The sequence below is a fragment of the Citrobacter telavivensis genome, from assembly GCA_009363175.1.
Classification (GTDB): domain Bacteria; phylum Pseudomonadota; class Gammaproteobacteria; order Enterobacterales; family Enterobacteriaceae; genus Citrobacter_A; species Citrobacter_A telavivensis.
The window spans coordinates 2,307,426-2,327,270 of the sequence record CP045205.1 but is presented as its reverse complement, the minus strand read 5'-3'; the positions used below and the strand labels follow the sequence as shown (position 1 = coordinate 2,327,270).

Annotated in this window: 21 protein-coding genes and 1 tRNA gene; 9 read left to right on the top strand and 13 right to left on the bottom strand. The window is 53.7% G+C overall.

What is annotated here, in order from left to right; translation table 11 throughout:
• Positions 1 to 21: 21 nt before the first annotated feature.
• The 4 genes from GBC03_13405 to fdnI all read left to right on the top strand — a co-directional run bounded on the left by GBC03_13405 (position 22) and on the right by fdnI (position 5,045).
• Positions 22 to 98 (top strand) — tRNA-Pro (locus GBC03_13405).
• A gap of 357 nt (positions 99 to 455) precedes the next feature.
• A complete protein-coding gene (fdnG, locus tag GBC03_13400; GenBank protein ID QFS71134.1) occupies positions 456 to 3,506 on the top strand; it encodes a formate dehydrogenase-N subunit alpha in 3,051 nt (1,016 codons plus the stop codon).
• Positions 3,507 to 3,517: 11 nt separating this feature from the next.
• Positions 3,518 to 4,402, top strand: a complete 885-nt coding sequence (gene fdxH / locus GBC03_13395; GenBank protein ID QFS71133.1) for a formate dehydrogenase subunit beta — start codon at positions 3,518 to 3,520, stop codon at positions 4,400 to 4,402.
• On the top strand, positions 4,395 to 5,045 hold the full coding sequence (gene fdnI, locus GBC03_13390) for a formate dehydrogenase-N subunit gamma (protein ID QFS71132.1): 651 nt from the start codon (positions 4,395 to 4,397) through the stop codon (positions 5,043 to 5,045). The genes fdxH and fdnI overlap by 8 nt, the downstream gene beginning before the upstream one ends.
• 379 nt (positions 5,046 to 5,424) lie before the next feature.
• On the opposite strand, the gene GBC03_13385 is transcribed toward fdnI, so the two are convergent.
• Positions 5,425 to 5,886 (bottom strand): tRNA (N6-threonylcarbamoyladenosine(37)-N6)-methyltransferase TrmO, encoded by a 462-nt coding sequence (locus GBC03_13385; protein QFS71131.1) that lies wholly within the window; start codon positions 5,884 to 5,886, stop codon positions 5,425 to 5,427.
• Positions 5,887 to 6,242: 356 nt separating this feature from the next.
• On the opposite strand from GBC03_13385, the gene GBC03_13380 reads away from it, so the two are divergent.
• The 5 genes from GBC03_13380 (at position 6,243) to narP (ending at position 10,455) form a co-directional block, all read left to right on the top strand.
• The gene (locus GBC03_13380) at positions 6,243 to 6,485 is read left to right on the top strand and encodes a hypothetical protein (protein QFS71130.1); all 243 of its coding nucleotides are present in this window, start codon (positions 6,243 to 6,245) and stop codon (positions 6,483 to 6,485) included.
• A gap of 296 nt (positions 6,486 to 6,781) precedes the next feature.
• Positions 6,782 to 7,144, top strand: coding sequence for a GtrA family protein (locus tag GBC03_13375; protein QFS73993.1), 363 nt, complete (start codon positions 6,782 to 6,784; stop codon positions 7,142 to 7,144).
• Positions 7,141 to 8,088: a glycosyltransferase gene (locus tag GBC03_13370; GenBank protein ID QFS71129.1), complete on the top strand. Its 948-nt coding sequence runs from the start codon at positions 7,141 to 7,143 to the stop codon at positions 8,086 to 8,088. Before GBC03_13375 ends, GBC03_13370 begins: the two co-directional genes overlap by 4 nt.
• Positions 8,088 to 9,632, top strand: coding sequence for a hypothetical protein (locus tag GBC03_13365; protein QFS71128.1), 1,545 nt, complete (start codon positions 8,088 to 8,090; stop codon positions 9,630 to 9,632). The genes GBC03_13370 and GBC03_13365 overlap by 1 nt, the downstream gene beginning before the upstream one ends.
• A gap of 175 nt (positions 9,633 to 9,807) precedes the next feature.
• Complete coding sequence (gene narP, locus GBC03_13360) at positions 9,808 to 10,455, top strand: nitrate/nitrite response regulator protein NarP (protein QFS71127.1); 648 nt, start codon at positions 9,808 to 9,810, stop codon at positions 10,453 to 10,455.
• A 41-nt stretch (positions 10,456 to 10,496) separates the two neighbouring features.
• On the opposite strand, the gene GBC03_13355 is transcribed toward narP, so the two are convergent.
• From GBC03_13355 to napG, 12 genes are all read right to left on the bottom strand, one after another.
• The gene (locus GBC03_13355; GenBank protein QFS71126.1) at positions 10,497 to 11,549 is read right to left on the bottom strand and encodes a tetratricopeptide repeat protein; all 1,053 of its coding nucleotides are present in this window, start codon (positions 11,547 to 11,549) and stop codon (positions 10,497 to 10,499) included.
• Positions 11,546 to 12,103 carry a thiol:disulfide interchange protein DsbE gene (dsbE, locus tag GBC03_13350; protein QFS71125.1) on the bottom strand — a complete coding sequence of 186 codons (558 nt, stop codon included), beginning with the start codon at positions 12,101 to 12,103 and terminating at the stop codon, positions 11,546 to 11,548. Before dsbE ends, GBC03_13355 begins: the two co-directional genes overlap by 4 nt.
• Complete coding sequence (locus GBC03_13345) at positions 12,100 to 14,043, bottom strand: heme lyase CcmF/NrfE family subunit (GenBank protein QFS71124.1); 1,944 nt, start codon at positions 14,041 to 14,043, stop codon at positions 12,100 to 12,102. Before GBC03_13345 ends, dsbE begins: the two co-directional genes overlap by 4 nt.
• Positions 14,040 to 14,519 (bottom strand): cytochrome c maturation protein CcmE, encoded by a 480-nt coding sequence (gene ccmE / locus GBC03_13340; protein QFS71123.1) that lies wholly within the window; start codon positions 14,517 to 14,519, stop codon positions 14,040 to 14,042. The genes GBC03_13345 and ccmE overlap by 4 nt, the downstream gene beginning before the upstream one ends.
• Positions 14,516 to 14,728 carry a heme exporter protein CcmD gene (gene ccmD, locus GBC03_13335; GenBank protein QFS71122.1) on the bottom strand — a complete coding sequence of 71 codons (213 nt, stop codon included), beginning with the start codon at positions 14,726 to 14,728 and terminating at the stop codon, positions 14,516 to 14,518. The genes ccmE and ccmD overlap by 4 nt, the downstream gene beginning before the upstream one ends.
• On the bottom strand, positions 14,725 to 15,462 hold the full coding sequence (locus tag GBC03_13330) for a heme ABC transporter permease (protein ID QFS71121.1): 738 nt from the start codon (positions 15,460 to 15,462) through the stop codon (positions 14,725 to 14,727). Before GBC03_13330 ends, ccmD begins: the two co-directional genes overlap by 4 nt.
• Positions 15,463 to 15,939: 477 nt before the next feature.
• Positions 15,940 to 16,599 carry a heme exporter protein CcmB gene (gene ccmB, locus GBC03_13325; GenBank protein QFS71120.1) on the bottom strand — a complete coding sequence of 220 codons (660 nt, stop codon included), beginning with the start codon at positions 16,597 to 16,599 and terminating at the stop codon, positions 15,940 to 15,942.
• The gene (gene ccmA / locus GBC03_13320) at positions 16,596 to 17,216 is read right to left on the bottom strand and encodes a cytochrome c biogenesis heme-transporting ATPase CcmA (protein QFS71119.1); all 621 of its coding nucleotides are present in this window, start codon (positions 17,214 to 17,216) and stop codon (positions 16,596 to 16,598) included. Before ccmA ends, ccmB begins: the two co-directional genes overlap by 4 nt.
• 23 nt (positions 17,217 to 17,239) lie before the next feature.
• Complete coding sequence (gene napC, locus GBC03_13315) at positions 17,240 to 17,842, bottom strand: cytochrome c-type protein NapC (GenBank protein ID QFS71118.1); 603 nt, start codon at positions 17,840 to 17,842, stop codon at positions 17,240 to 17,242.
• Positions 17,843 to 17,851: 9 nt separating this feature from the next.
• The gene (gene napB, locus GBC03_13310; protein QFS71117.1) at positions 17,852 to 18,301 is read right to left on the bottom strand and encodes a nitrate reductase cytochrome c-type subunit; all 450 of its coding nucleotides are present in this window, start codon (positions 18,299 to 18,301) and stop codon (positions 17,852 to 17,854) included.
• Positions 18,298 to 19,161, bottom strand: coding sequence for a quinol dehydrogenase ferredoxin subunit NapH (napH, locus tag GBC03_13305; GenBank protein QFS71116.1), 864 nt, complete (start codon positions 19,159 to 19,161; stop codon positions 18,298 to 18,300). The genes napB and napH overlap by 4 nt, the downstream gene beginning before the upstream one ends.
• Positions 19,148 to 19,843, bottom strand: coding sequence for a ferredoxin-type protein NapG (gene napG / locus GBC03_13300; GenBank protein ID QFS71115.1), 696 nt, complete (start codon positions 19,841 to 19,843; stop codon positions 19,148 to 19,150). The genes napH and napG overlap by 14 nt, the downstream gene beginning before the upstream one ends.
• Positions 19,844 to 19,845 lie beyond the last annotated feature (2 nt).

The window sequence follows — 19,845 nt, the reverse complement described above, 5'->3', positions numbered from 1 at the left end:
GTAGTATTACCTCCCACAAGTCGGCACGTAGCGCAGCCTGGTAGCGCACCGTCATGGGGTGTCGGGGGTCGGAGGTTCAAATCCTCTCGTGCCGACCAAAATTCCCCTTAAGAACCAGCCTTTTACGGCTGGTTTTTTATGCCTGAAATTTGTACGGGGAATAACTCCGACATAAGCTAACCTGTAACCACCTGAAATTCCGTCGCTATCCTATACCTTCAGTCAGACTGACTGGAGGTTTCCTCTGTGTGAACGATTTACACAAGTACAGACCCGCAAAGAATACCTGACCTGTCTGACCGACGAAGCCGGTCCTTTATCTGGCAATCCCTTCTTAGATCAAAAATATCAATATTTCAGCATGTCAATAACCACTAAAAGCTAATGGTTTATCATTCGATTTAACCTTACAATAACTGAACTTTTTCATGTCTTAAGTTTAAGCTGGAGAAAAAATGGAGCTCAGCCGGAGGCAGTTCTTTCGAATCTGCGCGGGTGGTATGGCAGGAACAACTGTTGCATCTCTCGGATTCTTATCATCTTTTTCCGTTCACGCGGAAACACGTCAGTACAAACTCTTAAAAGCCAAAGAAACGCGTAATAACTGTACTTATTGCTCAGTAGGCTGCGGCATGCTGATGTACAGTCTTGGCGATACCGCTAAAAACGTCAAAGAGAGCATCTACCACATTGAAGGTGACCCTGATCATCCGGTCAGTCGCGGCTCTTTGTGTCCGAAAGGTGCTGGCGTGTTGGATTATATTCACAGTGAAACACGCCTACAGTATCCCGAATATCGCGCCCCAGGTTCTGATAAATGGGAACGTATCAGTTGGGATGATGCCATTAACCGCATCGCGCGGTTAATGAAGGACGATCGCGATGCTAATTTCATCGAGAAAAACGCGCAGGGTGTGACCGTCAATCGCTGGACGACCACCGGCATGCTGTGCTCTTCCGCAGCCAGCAATGAAACCGGTATCCTCGACGGCAAATTTACCCGTAGCCTGGGGATGGTTGCCATCGACTGCCAGGCTCGTCTGTGCCATGGTCCAACCGTTTCTGCGCTGGCACCAACGTTTGGTCGTGGCGCAATGACCAACAACTGGGTGGATATTAAAAACGCCAACATCGTGCTGATTATGGGCGGCAATGCCGCAGAGGCTCACCCGGTTGGTTTTAAATGGGTGGTTGAAGCACAGACCAAAAATGACGCCACCGTTGTGGTGGTCGACCCACGTTTTAACCGAAGCGCCGCTGTTGCCGATCTCTATGCGCCGATCCGTGCGGGTTCAGACACCGCGTTCCTGCTGGGAGTCATTCGGTATCTGCTGAAACACGAGCGCGTACAGCACGAATACGTTCTCCATTACACCAACGCTGCGCTACTGATCCGCGAAGACTATCAGTTCAATGACGGATTATTCAGCGGCTATGACCCTAAAAAACGGCAATATGATAAATCGAGTTGGTTCTATCAGCTTGATGAACAGGGAAATGCCCTGCGTGATGAAACCCTGAGTCATCCTCGCTGTGTCTGGAATTTACTCAAAACTCACGTCGATCGTTACACCCCGGAAATGGTGAATCGCCTGTGCGGGACATCGCTGGAGGACTTCAACCGCATTTGCGACATTCTCGCCAGCACCTGCGTACCCGACCGCACCGCGACTATCCTGTATGCGCTGGGCTGGACACACCACTCCGCCGGGGCGCAGATCATTCGTGCAGCCGGAATGCTGCAACTGCTGTTGGGCAATATCGGTATGGCTGGCGGTGGCGTCAACGCCCTGCGTGGCCACTCAAATATTCAGGGCTATACTGACCTTGGTCTGCTGTCGACCAACCTCCCCGGATATATGCCGCTACCCTCCGAAAAACAACCAGACTATCAGACCTATATCTCGCAAATTACCCCACCAGCATTGGGCGTAAATGAAGTGAACTATTGGCAGAATACGCCGAAGTTCTTTGTCAGCATGATGAAAAGCTTCTGGGGCGATCATGCCACTGCGGAAAATAACTGGGGCTATGACTGGCTGCCTAAATGGGATCGTCTTTATGACGTAATGACGCAAGCCGAGCTGATGCTGGAAGGCAAAATAAACGGCTACATCGTCCAGGGATTCAATCCACTGGCTGCATTTCCCGATAAAAACAAATCGTCCCGCGCGCTTTCGAAGCTGAAGTATATGGTGGTTATCGATCCCCTGGTTACCGAATCCTCTAACTTCTGGCAGCACCATGGCGAAATGAACGAGGTTAAACCGGAAGAGATTCAGACAGAAGTGTTCCGCCTGCCGTCATCCTGTTTTGCAGAGGAGAACGGTTCAATTGCCAACTCTGGACGGTGGTTACAGTGGCACTGGGCAGCGGCGGAGCCGCCGGGTGAAGCGTTGCATGATGGCAAAATTCTCGGCCGTCTGTTTATGCGTCTGCGCGAATTATACCAACAGGAAGGCGGTGCGAATCCCGAACCGCTTATGAACATCAACTGGAACTATAAAGATCCGTATGACCCGCATCCGGAAGAAATTGCCCGCGAAGCCAACGGAATAGCGCTGGCAGACCTCTACGATGACAAAGGACAATTGATCGCGAAGAAAGGTCAGCAATTGAGCAGCTTTGCTCAGCTTCGTAATGACGGGTCGACCAGCAGCTTCTGTTGGGTCTACTGCGGAAGCTGGACCGAGCAAGGTAACCAAATGGCCAATCGCGATAACAGCGATCCGTATGGCCTGGGCTGTACGCCTGGTTGGGCATGGTCCTGGCCGGCAAATCGCCGAATTCTCTACAACCGCGCCTCTGCCGACCCTGCCGGAAAGCCATGGGATGCCAGACGTCCTCTTCTGCATTGGGACGGTAAAAAATGGACCGGAATGGATGTGGCAGACTACGGCCAGGCCGCTCCGGGCAGTAACGTCGGGCCCTTCATCATGAATCCGGAAGGTGTCGCACGTCTGTTCTCTCTCGACAAAATGAACGACGGGCCATTCCCCGAACATTACGAACCCATTGAATCACCTATTGGCACCAACCCGCTTCATCCGGATGTTGTGTCCAGCCCGGTTGCGCGCATCTACCCTGGCGATATCGCTAATATGGGCAAAGCCGACATTTTCCCGTACGTCGCGACCACGTATTCAATTACCGAATTATTCCGCCACTGGACGAAACACGCTCTTCTGAACGCCATCGCCCAACCCGACCAGTTCGTCGAAATTGGCGAAGCGCTGGCTAGCAAAAAGGGGATTACGGCAGGCGACACGGTGAAGGTCATGTCCAAACGTGGTTTTATCAAAGCGAAAGCCGTTGTAACCAAACGCCTGCAAACGCTGACAATTGACGGCAGGCAGGTGGACACAATTGGGATCCCATGCCACTGGGGATTTGAAGGGGCAACACGCAAAGGGTTCCTCGCTAACACGCTGACGCCATCCGTCGGCGACGCCAACTCACAAACACCAGAATACAAAGCATTCCTGGTTAACATCGAGCGAGCGTAGGAGAGGAACTTATGGCTATGCAATCACAAGATATTATCAAACGCTCCGCGACCAACACTCTTACTCCACCGCCGCATGCCCGGGATTTTCGTGCCGAAGTGGCAAAACTCATTGATGTCACGACCTGTATTGGCTGCAAAGGCTGTCAGGTAGCCTGCTCCGAATGGAACGACATCCGCGATGACGTCGGATATTGCAACGGTGTATATGACAACCCGACCGATCTCAGCGCTAAATCCTGGACTGTGATGCGTTTTAGCGAAACCACCCAGAATGACAAGCTGGAATGGTTGATCCGCAAAGATGGCTGTATGCATTGCGCAGATCCGGGCTGTCTTAAAGCCTGTCCGTCTGCAGGCGCAATCATCCAGTACGCCAACGGCATCGTCGATTTCCAGTCTGAGCACTGCATCGGTTGTGGTTACTGTATTGCCGGTTGCCCGTTTAATGTCCCGCGACTGAACCCTGAAGATAATCGTGTCTACAAATGTACGCTCTGTGTGGACAGGATCAGCGTCGGCCAGGAACCCGCCTGTGTGAAAACCTGCCCGACGGGTGCCATCCAGTTTGGCACCAAAAAAGAGATGCTGAACGTAGCGGAAACCCGTGTGGCACAACTTAAAAAACGCGGATATACCAACGCGGGTGTGTACAACCCGCAAGGGGTGGGCGGTACTCATGTGATGTATGTTTTGCACCATGCCGATCGGCCGGAGCTTTACCATAACCTACCGAACGATCCGCATATTGCTACCCCGGTGAATTTATGGAAAGGGATCCTCAAACCGCTCTCTGCTGCCGGATTTATCGCCACCTTTGCTGGGCTGATTTACCACTATGTAGGGATTGGGCCCAACAAAGAGACAGATGATGATGAGGAAAACACCCATGAGTAAAAGCAAAATGATCCTGAGAACGACGTTCATTGATCGTGCCTGTCACTGGACGGTCGTCATCAGCTTCTTTCTGGTCGCGCTTTCCGGTATCGCTCTGTTCTTCCCTACCCTGAAATGGTTGACCGAAACCTTTGGGACACCGCAGATGGGAAGGATATTGCATCCCTTCTTCGGCGTGCTGATCTTCGTCGTACTGATGTTTATGTTCGTCCGTTTTGTCCATCACAATATCCCTAATAAACAGGATCTTCCCTGGATTAAAGGCATTGTCGAGGTACTGAAAGGAAATGAACATAAAGTCGCGGATGTTGGGAAATATAATGCCGGACAGAAAATGATGTTCTGGAGCATCATGAGTCTGATCTTTGTACTACTGGTGACCGGTGTCATTATCTGGCGGCCTTACTTTACTCACTATTTCCCCATCGTCGTCGTTCGCTGGAGTTTATTGATTCATGCAACTGCAGCTATCGTGCTGATCCACGCCATTTTGATTCATATGTATATGGCGTTCTGGGTGAAAGGCTCCATCACCGGCATGATCGAAGGAAAAGTCAGTCGACGGTGGGCAAAGAAACATCATCCTCGCTGGTATCGTGAAGTTGAGGCTGCTGAAAAAGCAGTACAAGAAGAAAGCAAATGACATCCATGAATCTCAGGTTCTCATATCCGACAGAACGGTAAAAGTAAACCCAACCCTGAGCAGAAAAATGTGATTAACACCGTAGCGTCAGTTATTACTCTGGCGCTATTTTTTTCTCATTTTTTCTCATTTTTTCTCAACGGGATGTGTATCCCTGACAACAGGAAGAGTAATCGCTTGAACGAGATATTCCGCAAGAGAGACAAGGTGGCGCATACAGCGCCCGAAGCGATCCCGTTTTCAGGCTACCCGCGTGCCACCGTCTGGTTGAAAGGTATTTAAAGGTGAGAGATATACCCTCACCTTTCGTTATTATCATCTCATCCAGTGGATTATCAGAAATGATATTGTTCTGCGCATCGTTGTACTGCTATCACAATTAAAAAATTGACGACCAGTCAAAATTCGAAGAAGCCTCTAATGATTCAGGCCAGTGAGAAAAATACGATGGCGTAACTGGATTTTCCACCCTGTCAAGACTCGGTGTATAAGGTTTAAGATCTATAACCGGACTTCCATTGTTCGCGTCAATCCAGGATATAATCAGAATACCTTTATCTGAATCAATATCCATTATTTCTGCCGTCGTGAGTGCAATGGGGTTTGGTCTCTGAGGAGTGCGAGTCGCAAACACTCCCAACGTTTCCTCAGTATAAGGTGCTGACGTTATCATTTTCTGCCGAGATAAGGGATCATCACAGCCATCGCACCACCACAATACATTGATGTGGCTGAATCCGTCTAATCCTTTCAGACCATCGCGATAGGGAGGATTAAGCGCAATGATTATATCATCATTAATAACCTCAACTTTCCCTATAGCATCAATATATGTTCTCATAGCGTCTCCTTAACAAAAGTCATTTAAAATTACCTTTATGTTCAGATATGCCGTCGACGACACTGACAATCCTGAATTAACTTTCAAGCTATTGCAACAACCCAAAAAAAGAAGCGACCTTCTGTCGCGCCCTTGTTTAATCTGGCGGAAATGTAGAGCGTCTGACGCTGGAATCCATTCATTTTACTGTCTGCGCTGAGCGAGGAGCGGAATAAATCCTTTCATGCTTTTACGATATATCGACGATATAGCACAACATCTTATTGATACTGAATCAGCCTGCTGAAAATTCCGCTGTACGAACCCAGAGCGATTAGATATGTTATTTCTGATGTCATCCTGTCCTGGAGTAACGTATGCCTGAATACTGTTTTTTTAAAAGAGGGGCTCAAATTGCCGCCCTGGAAAGAACTGATGCGGAAAAAACTGCGCAACTTGCCAGAGACGGCTGGGAGAAGCTCTTTGAGGAAGTCCACGCGACCGATGCTAAAAGCGCACTTGCCAGACTCGCGGACATGCGCAAAGAGGAGATAACGACGGAGTACGCCTTTACTACGGGTTCCGTGTTCAGCAGCATCGTTACGGCTATTCTGAAATAGTTTCCAGGAGAAGCTTCGACTGCCCCTACAGCAACTCATCTCTTTGATAACACTCTCATTGACAGCGTTCTCTCCCGGCACAAATCCGACCCTCAATATGTGCTGCGCATCATCATGGCTGTCGCAGGACGGAGATCGGAGGTTCAAATCCTCTCGTGTTGACCAACATTCCCCTGGAAACCCGCCCTGATGGGCTGGCTTCTGATTATTCGCACTCATAAGCGTTGAATTCGATTCGAGTTAGGGGAAGGAATAATGTTACAATCCCGTTTTTTGCACAGCCGACCTTATTGCTTATGTGGCATCACTTCATTAAGTACACTTCCGTAGGCGTGATCAACACATTGATTCACTGGATAGTTTTTGCTATCTGCATCTACGCTTTTCATACCCATCAGGCGCTGGCTAATTTCCTGGGGTTCAGTGTTGCTGTGAGTTTCTCTTTTTATGCCAATGCCCGGTTTACCTTCAAGCAATCGACTACAACACGTCGCTATCTGCTGTATGTCGGGTTTATGGGCCTGCTCAGTATCCTGACGGGCTGGGGGGCAGAACAGTGCGGTTTCCCGCCGCTGGTGACGCTGGTTGCGTTCTCAGCCATTAGCCTTATCTGTGGATTTATCTATTCCAGATTCATTGTATTCAAGGACGCACGATGAAAATTTCACTGGTCGTTCCTGTCTTCAACGAAGAAGAAACCATTGGTCTTTTTTACAAGACGGTGCGCGAATACGACGCGCTGAAAGCGCATGACATCGAAATTGTGTTCATCAATGATGGCAGTACCGATGCAACGGAATCCATCATTAACGCTCTCGCCGTTGCCGATCCTCTTGTTGTCGCGCTTTCGTTTACGCGAAATTTTGGCAAGGAGCCGGCGCTGCTTGCCGGGCTCGACAATGCCAGTGGCGACGCCGTTATTCCGATGGATGTCGATCTCCAGGACCCTGTCGAAGTCCTTCCTCACCTGATCAAAAAATGGCAGGAAGGGGCGGACATTGTGCTGGCTAAACGTTCCGATCGCTCTGTCAATAGTCGCCTGAAGCGTAAAAGCGCCGAGTGGTTCTACAAGCTGCACAATAAAATCAGCACACCGCATATTGAAGAAAACGTCGGCGATTTTCGGCTGATGAGTCGTGAAGTGGTGGACAACATTAAACAAATGCCCGAACGAAATCTGTTCATGAAAGGGATTTTATCCTGGGTTGGCGGCAAAACCGACATCGTCCTCTACGCGCGCGCCACTCGCTGTGCCGGGAAGAGCAAATTTAACGGCTGGAAGCTGTGGAACCTCGCACTGGAAGGGATCACCTCTTTTTCCACCTTTCCTCTGCGTATCTGGACCTACATTGGTCTCGCGGTCGCCCTGGTTTCTTTCACCTACGGCGCGGGAATGGTAATAGATACGCTTCTGTGGGGAAATCCCGTGCGTGGCTATTCTTCCCTGATTGTGTCAATCCTGTTTCTGGGAGGCGTTCAGCTTATTGGTATTGGCGTACTGGGTGAGTATATCGGGCGAATCTATGTCGAAACCAAGCAGCGGCCTCGATACATCCTGAAAAAACGTAAAACGATGGGTCATGATTCAGACAAGGATAACTGATGTTAAAGCATGTTAATAAAAGCATTCTTTTAATTGCCTTTTTTGCAGTATTTGTCCTGGAGTGGTTCACCCCTATTCACTCCGATGATTACCGTTATGCCCTGCTCGGCATCTCATTTGATGCGCACCTGAATCACTACCTGACCTGGAGCGGGCGCGTCGTCGCTGATTATGTCAGCGCGCTGTTACTCGCCACCGAGTCTCGTTGGTTTGTCTCGACCATGACGGGCCTTGTCGTCGTCGCGTTCTGCTATTTCATTGTGAAAACCCCTACGGGCACGCTGAAATGGAAAAAACATGATGCATTGATTTTTACCCTTATTTTTCTGACCTTTTGGGTCGCTAACCCGAATATTGGACAAACGGTTTTCTGGATCGTTGGTAGCGCAAACTACCTGTGGACGAATCTGTTCGTCGCCGCATGGATATGGAACCTGTACCGCATACAACAACAGCGCGAAGCGCGGACGCACGTTGGAATGCTGTTGCTCGGACTGCTGGCAGGCTGCTCCAATGAAAGCGTCGCGCCTTTTGTCGTTGGCCTTGCACTGCTGGCTATTGTGTACGATTACTGGCAAGAGAAACGCATCATTGCGAATAAGATCGCTTACTTTTTATCCGCGCTGGTGGGTGCCAGTATTTTGATTTTCTCGCCAGGCAATTTTATTCGCGCCCAGGGTGCGCATACCGTCTGGTACAATAAATCGATCGCCGAAAGAATCACTATTCATCTGAGTGAGCGCTTTTTTAACCACCTGGCGCTGGTATGGATTTCTTATGTGGTGCTGGTTTTACTGGCGATACTTTTGTTCGCGGCGAAACGACAGGGACATCGCATTAAAAGTGCCAATCTCGGTATGGCCGGATTAATGCTGCTGGTGGGACTGGGGACCTCTTTTATCATGGTGGCCTCCCCGTCGTATCCCGACCGGGTCATGCTGTCGACATTTTTATTCTTCCTGCTGGCCCTCTCTTTCCTCGCGAGGGAAGTCGTTACGGTAGCCGGTCCCAGGGTCATGAATGGCGTCTATGCCGTTACGGGCCTGATGGCTGCGGTATTCATCTGGTCATACTCCTTAATGTATGCCGCTTATACGCGCGTTTATCAGCAAGATTTTGTCCGTGTGAGTATCGTTAAGAGCCAACTCAGTCAGGGGCACAAGGACTTTACCGTGCCTGATTTCCACTTTTTGAAGATGCAAAACAGCGGGGGTCATTTCGGTTTCTTTCACGATCCGCAGGTTTATGGCCGTTATTTTGGCGCAGAGAATGTGGAAAAGGAAAAGGTTAACTTCGATTACTCCGTGTTGGCAAACGGCAAGCAACAAGCGCTCAGCGGCGATACCACAGCCTGGTTCAATAACCGCGGCGATTTCATGCTGGTGAGCAAACGTCCGTTAACCGGCACCGTACAGGTGAAGACCGCATTGTCCGACACGTCGCTCTCGCTTGCGCGTTTTAGCGTCGCAAAAATCAACGATGAATACTGGTATTTCAGCGCGATACCCGAGGAAGACGTGGCTCACGTCGCGCTACTGCCCTAATCACATCGCCTCTCATGACGATGAGAGGCTCCCCCTCCCCCCTTTTCCCGGCAGGTTTTACTTCTTACCCATGCGTAATCTGGGGTAATATTTCACCCTCTTATCGATGCGGTGAATCTGGACGATTCCTGATCGAATAACAATAATGATTCTAATAAAACATCGGGAGCTAACTATGCCTGAAGCAACGCCTTTTCAGGTGCTGATAGTAGATGACCACCCTCTTATGCGTCGTGGTATCCGTCAGTTACTGGAACTGGATCCGACATTCGAGGTGGTTGCCGAAGCGGGCGATGGCGCAACGGCGATTGATCTGGCAAACCGTCTCGATCTGGATTTGATCCTGCTTGATCTGAATATGAAAGGGCTGAGCGGTCTGGATACGTTGAACGCCCTGCGCCGCGATGGGATCACAGCGCAGATTATCATTCTCACCGTCTCGGATGCGGCCAGTGACATTTATGCCCTGATTGATGCAGGTGCAGACGGCTATCTGTTAAAAGACAGCGATCCGGAAGTCCTGCTGGACGCTATTCGCACGGGTGCCAACGGCGGTCAGGTTTTCAGTGAACGCGTCAGTGATTATCTGCGCGAGCGCGAAATGTTTGGTGAGGAGGACGATCCGTTCAGCATACTGACCGAGCGTGAGCTGGATGTCCTGCACGAACTGGCACAGGGACTGTCCAACAAGCAGATTGCCTCGGTCCTCAACATCTCCGAACAAACCGTGAAGGTGCATATCCGCAACCTGCTGCGCAAGCTCAACGTACGCTCGCGCGTTGCCGCCACCATTCTGTTTTTACAAACCCGCGGGCTACAGTAATTCAACAACACGCGGCCGGAGCGTTCAGTCCGGCCACGTGGTTACTCACTTTTTGGTGATAAGTGCTGCATTGCCTGCGCAATACTGCGCTCAATCACCGCACGACGCGTATCGTTCGCTGGCAGCATCTTCAGCATCATTTCCCAGGCCGCCACCGCGTCGCCAAAACGTTCCTGCTCGTAGGCATTGAAGGCGTACATGCTCAGGACCCGCACATTGGCGTGATCGCGACGGACCAGCTCTCGCAACAACTCCCCTCCACGACGGTTATCATCAGGATCAGAAGAGCGGGTTAGCGCTTCAGCATAGCCCAGCGCCGCATCGCTGTTCTTCGGATCGAGTCGATAGGCGTTAGCATATGCCTCGGTAGCGGTACTGGCATTGCCGAGTACCATGCCGATCCGCCCCAGCATGATCCAGCCTTCCACGTTCGTCGCATCACTTTGCAGACGGGTACGCAGCCCCAGCGCCAGACGCGTCATCTCTTCCTCATCCAGCGGCTGCGCTTTTGGATCCAGCGCGCGCTCCAGCAGGGCCGGGCTTTGTGCCGTCGCCTGCTGCCAGATTACCACCTGCTTATAGCTCCCGGTCTGGTAATAACTGACTGCACTTACAATGACGGCAATCACAATACCCGGCAGATAAACCGCCAGCCCGGCGCGTTTGCCCTGCGCTAACGTCATCTCGTCCGGGAACACCTCCTGTTTCAGGCGTACCCGTCGACGCGAGCGGGCAACGATAATCCAGCCACCGGCACCAATTGCCGCTACCGGGAGCACCCACAGCAGAATAGTCAGCGGTGTCAGCGGCGGATCATAGGTGACGAAGTTGCCATAGCGCGCCACCATGTAGTCGACTATCTCTTTCTGACTTTTCCCTTCCTGCATCAGTTCATACACTTTCTGCCGCAGGTCGGTCGCAATCATTGAATTGGAATCCGCGATGCTGTTGTTCTGGCATTTCGGACAGCGCAGTTGTTCGGTTAACTGGCGGAACTGTTGCTCCTGGGCTTCATCCTTAAACTGCATCACATCAATGGTGGCCAGCGCGTTGGCAGAAAGCAGCAGCATCAGCACACTCAGCAGAATTCTCATTGCGCGGCCTCCTTGCTGTATTTCTCCCACAGCGGCTTGATTTCACTCTCCCAGACGCGGGCGTTCAGATCCCCGGCATGGCGATAGCGAATAATGCCTTTACCGTCGATCAGAAACGTTTCCGGCGCGCCATAGACCCCCAGATCCAGGCCCAGCATGCCGTCGCCGTCAAACAGGCTCAGCGCGTAGGGATTACCCAGCTCTTTCAGCCAGACGATGGCTTTCTGGCGGTCGTCCTTATAGTTCAGCCCCACCACGCGAATCCCCTGTGCCGACAACTGGTTCAGATACTGATGCTCAGCGCGACAGGTCGGGCACCACGTCGCCCAGACGTTGAGTAAGACCGGTTTGCCCTGGGTCAGCACGTCCGCCTCATAATGCTTACCGGGGTTTTCCAGAGACTCGAGTCGAAAGGTCGGCACCGGTTTACCAATCAGTGCCGATTCCAGATTCGTCGGCGTGTCGCCTTCTGCGTTGCGCGCCAGTTGCCACAGCAACGCCGCGGCAATCACGAGGAAAATCACAAAGGGAATCAAAAGTACGTTGCGCTTCATACCGCCTCCGACGCCGATTTTTGCGGTTGTACGCGTTTGCGATAACGTGGGTCAAACAGACACAACAGCCCACCCAGCGCCATCAATATTCCACCCGCCCAGATCCAGCGAATAAACGGTTTGTAATACAGACGAACGGCCCACGCGCCGTTATCCAGTTCTTCGCCGAGCGCCGCGTACAGATCGCGGGTGATCCCGCCGTCAATCGCCGCTTCCGTCATCATCGAACTGGTGCTGTTATAGAACCGTTTTTCGGCGTGCAGCGTCGCTTCTGCTTTGCCATCACGGGTCACGCCGATAATTGCCACGCCACCGCGATAGTTGGGGCCAGTGATATCCTTCACTTCACGGAAGGTGAAGCGATATTCATGAATATCGACGCTATCGCCGGCCTTCATGCGGACATCGCGCTCGACGCTGTAGTTCTGACTGAAGGCGATCCCGACAATCGTCACCGCCAGGCCGACGTGCCCGGCCACCATCCCGCAGTAGCTGAGCGTCATTTTTGTACCACGCGATATACGCTGCGCAAGCTCCGCCATCGCCAGCACAAACACCCAGCAGGCCATTGCCAGCCCGACAACCGTCATGGCGACAATCTTGCTCTCAAACAGCCACGGCAGCAGCAGAGAGAGCCCAAAAGTGCTGACCAGCGCGATGACCAGCAACCGTTGCAATTTACGCGGTCGATCGCGTCCCCAGCGGACCAGCGGGCCAATGCCCAGCAGCAGGGCAAACGGCGCCATCAGCCAGGTAAACATGGTATTAAAGAACGGTTCGCCGATGGAAATACTCCCCAGCCCGAGCTGCTTATGCACCAGTGGGAGCAGTGTTCCCAGCAGCACCACCAGCATGGCGGCAATCAGCAGCACGTTGTTACCAAGCAGCAACGATTCGCGTGACCAGAGGGCGTTATTCACCCTGGAGCGGACCTTATGCCCTCGCGTGGCAAACAGCAGCAGCGAGCCGCCGATCACCAGCACCATGAAGGCCAAAATGAACATCCCGCGGGACGGGTCGGAAGCAAACGCATGCACCGATACCAGCACGCCCGAGCGTACAAGGAACGTCCCCAACAGACAGAGCGAGAACGCACAGATGGAGAGCAGCAGCGTCCACGCTTTGAAACTACCGCGCTGTTCAGTGACCGCCAGCGAGTGCATCAGCGCGGTGCCCACCAGCCACGGCATAAACGAGGCGTTTTCCACCGGGTCCCAGAACCACCAGCCGCCCCAGCCGAGTTCGTAGTAAGCCCATGCCGAGCCCAGCACGATCCCTAGCGTCAGAAAAACCCACGCGGCCAGCGTCCACGGACGCGAAAAACGGGCAAAGGTGCTGTCCAGACGACCGCTCATCAACGCCGCGATAGCGAACGCGAAGGCGACTGAGAAACCCACATAGCCCATATACAGCAGCGGCGGATGGAAGATCAGTCCCGGATCCTGCAACAATGGATTCAGATCGCGCCCTTCAATCGGGAAATCCGGCAGCGTGCGGGCAAAGGGGTTGGAGGTAAACAGAATGAATAACAGGAAACCGACGCTGACCATCCCCATCACCGCGAGCACGCGGGCGACGATATCCAGCGGCATCCGCTGAGAAAACAGCGCGACGGCAAACGTCCAGCCGCTCATCAGCAACACCCAGAGCAGCAGCGAGCCTTCATGCGCGCCCCAGGTGGCCGCGACGCGATACCAGACGGGCAGTTGCGTGTTGGAGTTACTGGCGACATAGAGCACGGTAAAATCATTCACCACAAAGGCGTTGATCAGCACCATGAAGGCCCCCATCACCAGGATGAACAGCAGCCAGGCGAAGGGTCTTGCCGATGCCATCATCCGCGCGTCGCCGCGTGCCACACCCCATAGCGGATAGACTGAGAGTAACAACGCAACGCCGAGAGCCAGGCATAACAGCGCATTGCCAATTTCAGGCATCATGATGTCTTATCCTTATTGACGCTTGCCGGGCGACGATGGTTTTCCTGCATCGCTTTTTCGACTTCCGGCGGCGTGTAATTCTCATCATGCTTGGCGAGAACTTCTTTCGCGAGGATGTGATTTTTCTCGCCGAGTTCCCCCTGCACCACCACGCCCTGCCCTTCACGGAACAGGTCCGGCAGGATGCCTTCGTAGGTGACATCCACCACGCCTTCGGCGTCATAGATGCTGAAATTCACCTTCAGCGAGTTCGGATCGCGTTTCACGCTGCCGGGCATAACCATGCCGCCCACCCGCAGCCGCTGGCCCACTTCCGGCATCTGCTGCGTCTCGCGTTTACCGTAGATAATCTCACCTGGCGTATAGAACAGGTCGATGTTGGCGCGCAGCGCGTAAAGCACCAGCGTAATCGTCAGTGCTAATCCAACGAGTACGCCGCAGGCAATCCATAAACGGTTCTTACGTCGAATATTCACGCCGCCTCCCGTTCTGTCTGCGCCGCACGCAGGCGGGCTTCACGCGCCCGTTGTCGGGAAACATCACGCAAGATGGCGCGATGCTGCGTCACGGTATGAATAACCAGTACCGCCAGCGGGATGATGCTCAGCGCCACGGCCAGCCAGACGTAAAAGGCGTAGCCGCCCATCGCAAAAAATTCACTCCAGGATGCAAATGCAGTGGTCATTGGCGGCCCCTTTTTAAAATCAGTTCACTCACCCACGGGCGACGTTTTTCCATCATCAGAATCAGGTTACGCATGCGCATCAGCGACAGCGTGATGAACAGCAGCAGGTAGCCGATAATCGCCAACCGCAGCGGCGTACGCATAGCCGGGTCAATGCTTTGCTGCATGCGGGTTGAGCCCTGATGCAGCGTGTTCCACCACTCCACCGAATAGTGAATGATCGGCAGGTTCACCACGCCAATCAGCACCAGGATCCCTGCTGCGCGCCCTGCCATTTTACGGTCGTCAAACGCATGCCACAGGGCAATCGCGCCAACGTAGAGAAACAGCAGCACCAGTTCCGAAGTCAGCCGCGCATCCCATACCCACCAGGTGCCCCACATCGGTTTGCCCCAGGCAGAGCCGGTAACCAGCGCAATAAATGTAAACACCGCACCAATCGGCGCCATCGCGGCCAGCGCCAGGTTCGCCATTTTCATCTGCCAGACCAGGCCGATAAACGCCGCCACCGCCATCGAGGCATAAATCCCCATTGACCAGATTGCTGCCGGGACATGCAGATAAATAATGCGGTAGCTCTGCCCCTGCTGGTAATCCGCGGGTGCAAAACCGAATCCCCAGATCCAACCCGTAGCCAGCACCAGTACACTGGCGACGGCCAGCCACGGCACGAAATAGCCACAAAGCTGATACAGCCGTGGGGGCATAGCCAGTTGATGAAGTGTTTTCCACATAATTCCGTCACCAGACTCAAACGAATGAAGTTACCGTCATGCCGGATGGCGGCTGACGCCTTATCCGGCCTACATACTGCATACTCTGCCCCTGTAGGCCTGATAAGCGCAGCGCCATCAGGCAACCGGTGGAGAGCGGCTAACGCCTTATCCGGCCTACATACTGCACACTCTGTCCCTGTAGGCCTGATAAGCGCAGCGCCATCAGGCAACAGGTGGAGAGCGGCTAACGCCTTATCCGGCCTACATACTGCACACTCTGTCCCTGTAGACCTGATATACGCAGCGCCATCAGGCAACCGGTGGATAGCGGCTAACGCCTTATCCGGTCTACATACTGCACACTCTGTCCCTGTAGGCCTGATAAGCGCAGCGCCATCAGGCAACAGGTGGAGAGCGGCTAACGCCTTATCCGGCCTACATACTGCACACTCTGTCCCTGTAGGACTGATAAGCGCAGCGCCATCAGGCAACGCATTACTGCAAACTAATGCGTAACGCTGCCGCCGTCGCAAAAGGACTCAACGTCGCGCTACCCGCCAGTAACGCGCCTAAAATCGCCATGTATCCATCCACAGGAAGATGCATGGATGCCGCATCCATCGCGGCGGTAGCAAAAATCAACAACGGGATAGTCAACGGCAGCACCAGTACGCTCAGCAACACGCCGCCGCGCTTTAGCCCAACCGTTAAGCCCACCCCCGGTGCGCCGAGAAAGCTCAGCGTCGGCGTCCCCAGCAGCAAGGTCAGCGCCATAATTTTCCAGCCGTAGATGTCCATCCCCAGCAGCAGCGCCACCAGCGGAGAGAGGATCAACAGCGGCAAACCGGTGACCATCCAGTGGGCCATAACTTTTGCCAGCACCACCATCGGTAACGGGATCGGCAGCAGCATCAGTTGCTCAAGGCTGCCGTCCTGCAGGTCATCGCGAAACAGTCGCTCCAGCGCCAGCAGCGAAGCCAGCAGCGCAGCGACCCAGATAATGCCCGGCGCAATGCGTGCCAGCAGCTGCGGTTCCGGGCCAATACTCAGCGGGAACAGCGTAATGACAATCAGGAAGAACCACAGCGGATTGGCAATTTCCGCGCTATGGCGAAAAGCCACGCGCAGTTCAAGACGAAAGATACGCCACATCATTGCCCTACCCTCTCGTGAGTTAGCGCAATCCGGCGAATGCGGTCCGTGGCGACGTTCAACGGCTGGTGGGTGGTGAGGATGACAATCCCCCCCTCTTCAGTATGCTGCGCCATCCGCTGCGTCAGGCGTTCAACGCCGTTCACATCAATAGCGGTAAAGGGTTCGTCGAGGATCCAGAGCGTAGCGCGAGTCAGCCAGAGACGCGCTAACGCCACCCGGCGCTGCTGTCCGGCAGAGAGCTGATTGACAGGGATATCTTCGTATCCGGCGAGGCCAGCCTGCGCCAGCGCCGCGAGACATTTTGCGCTGTCACCGTCCTGGTGGAAAAAACGCAGGTTCTCCAACGCCGTCAGCCGGGTTTTGATCCCCGGCTGATGTCCAATCCACAACAAATTTTGATGGTAGCTGTCCCGTACACGATGCAGCGGTTGTGCTTGCCAGCATACCTCCCCGGCATCAGGGCGAGAGAGTCCCGTCAGCAATCGCAACAGGGTGGTTTTCCCCGCGCCATTGCCCCCGGTAACTTGTATCCACTCCCCTGCGTTGACCTGGAACGACAAATCGCTAAACAGGACTCGTTCATCCCGCTCGCAGAGGAGCTTTCTGGCTTCAAGCATGCTACCCACTCATTACCACCCCGTCAGAAGCCCGGTTTGACTTCGCGCATATCGGGGAGCTTATGCGCAATCCCTTTATGGCAATCAATACAGGTTTGCCCGTCTTTCACCGCCTGATCGTGCATTTTCGCGGCGACACTCTTCTGGGCCGTTAAGTCCATGAATTCAAAGTTGTGACAGTTACGACACTCCTGAGAATTGTTATCTTTCATTCTTCGCCATTCATTCTGCGCCATCGTCAGGCGATGCGCTTCGAACTTCTGCGGTGTATCGATAAGCCCCAACGCTTTGGCATATAACTCTTTGCTGGCTTTGATCTTACGGATCATTTTCGGCACAAACTCGTGCGGTACGTGGCAGTCAGGACAGGTCGCGCGTACACCGCTACGGTTGTTGTAGTGCACGGTTTCCATGTATTCCTGATACACCGTGTTGCGCATTTCGTGGCAGCTAATGCAGAACTCTTCGGTGTTGGCTTTTTCCATCCCGGTGTTAAATCCACCCCAGAAAATAATCCCGCCGACGAACCCGATTAACAGCAGCGTACCCAGCGCCAGGCGACTGGGGCGACGCCACCATTGCCAGAGGCGCTTAATCCGGCCTGGTTTACGGTTAGAATTTTCCATAATGACCTCTTATTTCCCGTAACCTTTCGATGGGGTAAAGGTGTTACCCACAATCGGCGGGGCGTCAGTCTGCGGCACATGGCACTGCAAACAGAAATAACGACGCGGCGCCACTTCGGCCAGCACTTTGCCGTCGCTGTCCATAAAGTGAGTTGGACTAATACGCGGCGCGCCGGTGGTACGATAGCTTTCGACACCGTGGCATTGCAGACAGCGGTTGGTATTCGTGGTCACCTGGTAACCATCGACGCTATGGGGAATCATCGGCGGCTGATTCACGTAGTTCAGCGGCATACGCTCCTGCTCTTTGTGCATGCGAATCGCCCCTTCCTGTGTCCCTGACACTTCCGGAGACTGGTTAAGATCCACTCCGTTTGCCGCCCAAACCGCACCGCTCACCACCAGGGCCAGCAGGGCTGTCCATTGACACAGCGCTTTCTTCAGGTCATGGCTTTTCATGATTTCGCTCCCGAACTCCATCGTGTAGTTATTGTAAATACGTCCTCAGAACAGACATCCACGCAGCGACCGCAGGCCATGCAATCGCGACTGGTGACCTGCACCGGGCTTTGCTCATCCAGCACCGGGGCACGTAACACATGCGGTTCCGGGCAAACATGAAAACAGTCCATACAGCGGTTACATTTCTGTCGGTCTTTTGCCGCAACGGTTAACACGCCCTGGCTACCCAGCACGCCATACAGTGCGCCTAAAGGACAAAGATGCCCGCACCAGCCGTGTTCAACGACCAGCAAATCAAATAAAAACAGAGCGATAATCAGCAGTGCGCCGCTACCGAATCCCATCACCAGGCTACGCCCCAGCAGTGAAACAGGGTTAATCCATTCCCACAGTAGCGTCCCGGTCAGCGCTGAACCCACCAGCACAATAACCAGAAGTACGTACCGTATATGACGTGGAATGGTTGCGGACTGATTCAGGTCAAACCTTCTACGTAGCCAGGCCGCAAAATCGGTAATCGGGTTCAGCGGGCAGACCCAACTGCAAAACAATCGCTTTCCTGCCAGGGCATACAGCGCCGTAATAATCGCCGCGCCCGTGAGTCCCACCGCGGCGGGCAGATGACCGCTCGCCAGGCTTTGCAGGGTAATCAACGGATCCGTCAGCGGGATCGTATCCAGTAGCAAGCTACTGGTGTAGTTCCCGTGCAGGATCCATACGCCAAACCACGGACCGCTCAGAAACATTCCCAGCACGATAAACTGACTGAGACGGCGGAAGATCAGCCAGCGGTGACTCCGCCACATGCCTTTTTTCGCCTGCGCTTCGCGCCCGGCGTCACGCTTACGATTTGCCATCGTTCCCCTCCAGCCAGCCGAAGCGGTAATGGTGACCCAACTCCCCTTTCGCCAGCGTCAGCGGCAACACTTTTATCGCCGGCTGTTCAAGCACGCAGACTTTTTCACATTTACCGCAACCCGTGCAGGCATCGCTGTGAACGGTGGGGATAAATCGCGCATGTTTGCCGGTTCGCATGTTGCGATCCAGTTCCAGCGTGATGGCCTCATCGATTTTTGGGCACTCGCGGTAGCAGACGTCACAGCGTAAGCCCTGGAAGTTCAGGCAGTTTTCCTGATCCAACAGAACCGCCAGCCCCATCCGCGAATCATCAATGGAGGCAATCTCCCGGTCCAGCGCCCCGCTGGGGCACACTTTGGCGCACGGAATGTCTTCGCACATTTCGCACGGGATATCGCGGGCAACAAAATACGGCGTACCGGCCGACAAGCCCGACGCGAGCGTCGCCAGTTTTAAGGTGTCATACGGACATGCCTGAACGCACTGCCCGCAGCGCACACAGGCGCTGGCAAAGGCGTTCTCGTTCACGGCACCAGGCGGGCGCAACCGCACGCCCGTAGCTCGTGCGGTTTGCTGCTGTAACCCCAGCGCCACGCCAACGGCAGCCAGTCCACCCACTGTGCGTACAACATCGCGCAGAAAGCGGCGGCGGCCGTTTTGGGGTTTCGCTGACCGGGACATGG

Excerpts from the sequence above, each read along its gene's own strand:
- fdnG (QFS71134.1), top strand. The coding sequence starts at position 456 with ATGGAGCTCAGCCGGAGGCAGTTCTTTCGAATCTGCGCGGGTGGTATG.
- fdxH (QFS71133.1), top strand. The coding sequence starts at position 3,518 with ATGGCTATGCAATCACAAGATATTATCAAACGCTCCGCGACCAACACT.
- fdnI (QFS71132.1), top strand. The coding sequence starts at position 4,395 with ATGAGTAAAAGCAAAATGATCCTGAGAACGACGTTCATTGATCGTGCC.
- GBC03_13385 (QFS71131.1), bottom strand. The coding sequence starts at position 5,886 with ATGAGAACATATATTGATGCTATAGGGAAAGTTGAGGTTATTAATGAT.
- GBC03_13380 (QFS71130.1), top strand. The coding sequence starts at position 6,243 with ATGCCTGAATACTGTTTTTTTAAAAGAGGGGCTCAAATTGCCGCCCTG.
- GBC03_13375 (QFS73993.1), top strand. The coding sequence starts at position 6,782 with ATGTGGCATCACTTCATTAAGTACACTTCCGTAGGCGTGATCAACACA.
- GBC03_13370 (QFS71129.1), top strand. The coding sequence starts at position 7,141 with ATGAAAATTTCACTGGTCGTTCCTGTCTTCAACGAAGAAGAAACCATT.
- GBC03_13365 (QFS71128.1), top strand. The coding sequence starts at position 8,088 with ATGTTAAAGCATGTTAATAAAAGCATTCTTTTAATTGCCTTTTTTGCA.
- narP (QFS71127.1), top strand. The coding sequence starts at position 9,808 with ATGCCTGAAGCAACGCCTTTTCAGGTGCTGATAGTAGATGACCACCCT.
- GBC03_13355 (QFS71126.1), bottom strand. The coding sequence starts at position 11,549 with ATGAGAATTCTGCTGAGTGTGCTGATGCTGCTGCTTTCTGCCAACGCG.
- dsbE (QFS71125.1), bottom strand. The coding sequence starts at position 12,103 with ATGAAGCGCAACGTACTTTTGATTCCCTTTGTGATTTTCCTCGTGATT.
- GBC03_13345 (QFS71124.1), bottom strand. The coding sequence starts at position 14,043 with ATGATGCCTGAAATTGGCAATGCGCTGTTATGCCTGGCTCTCGGCGTT.
- ccmD (QFS71122.1), bottom strand. The coding sequence starts at position 14,728 with ATGACCACTGCATTTGCATCCTGGAGTGAATTTTTTGCGATGGGCGGC.
- GBC03_13330 (QFS71121.1), bottom strand. The coding sequence starts at position 15,462 with ATGTGGAAAACACTTCATCAACTGGCTATGCCCCCACGGCTGTATCAG.
- ccmB (QFS71120.1), bottom strand. The coding sequence starts at position 16,599 with ATGATGTGGCGTATCTTTCGTCTTGAACTGCGCGTGGCTTTTCGCCAT.
- ccmA (QFS71119.1), bottom strand. The coding sequence starts at position 17,216 with ATGCTTGAAGCCAGAAAGCTCCTCTGCGAGCGGGATGAACGAGTCCTG.
- napC (QFS71118.1), bottom strand. The coding sequence starts at position 17,842 with ATGGAAAATTCTAACCGTAAACCAGGCCGGATTAAGCGCCTCTGGCAA.
- napB (QFS71117.1), bottom strand. The coding sequence starts at position 18,301 with ATGAAAAGCCATGACCTGAAGAAAGCGCTGTGTCAATGGACAGCCCTG.
- napH (QFS71116.1), bottom strand. The coding sequence starts at position 19,161 with ATGGCAAATCGTAAGCGTGACGCCGGGCGCGAAGCGCAGGCGAAAAAA.
- napG (QFS71115.1), bottom strand. The coding sequence starts at position 19,843 with ATGTCCCGGTCAGCGAAACCCCAAAACGGCCGCCGCCGCTTTCTGCGC.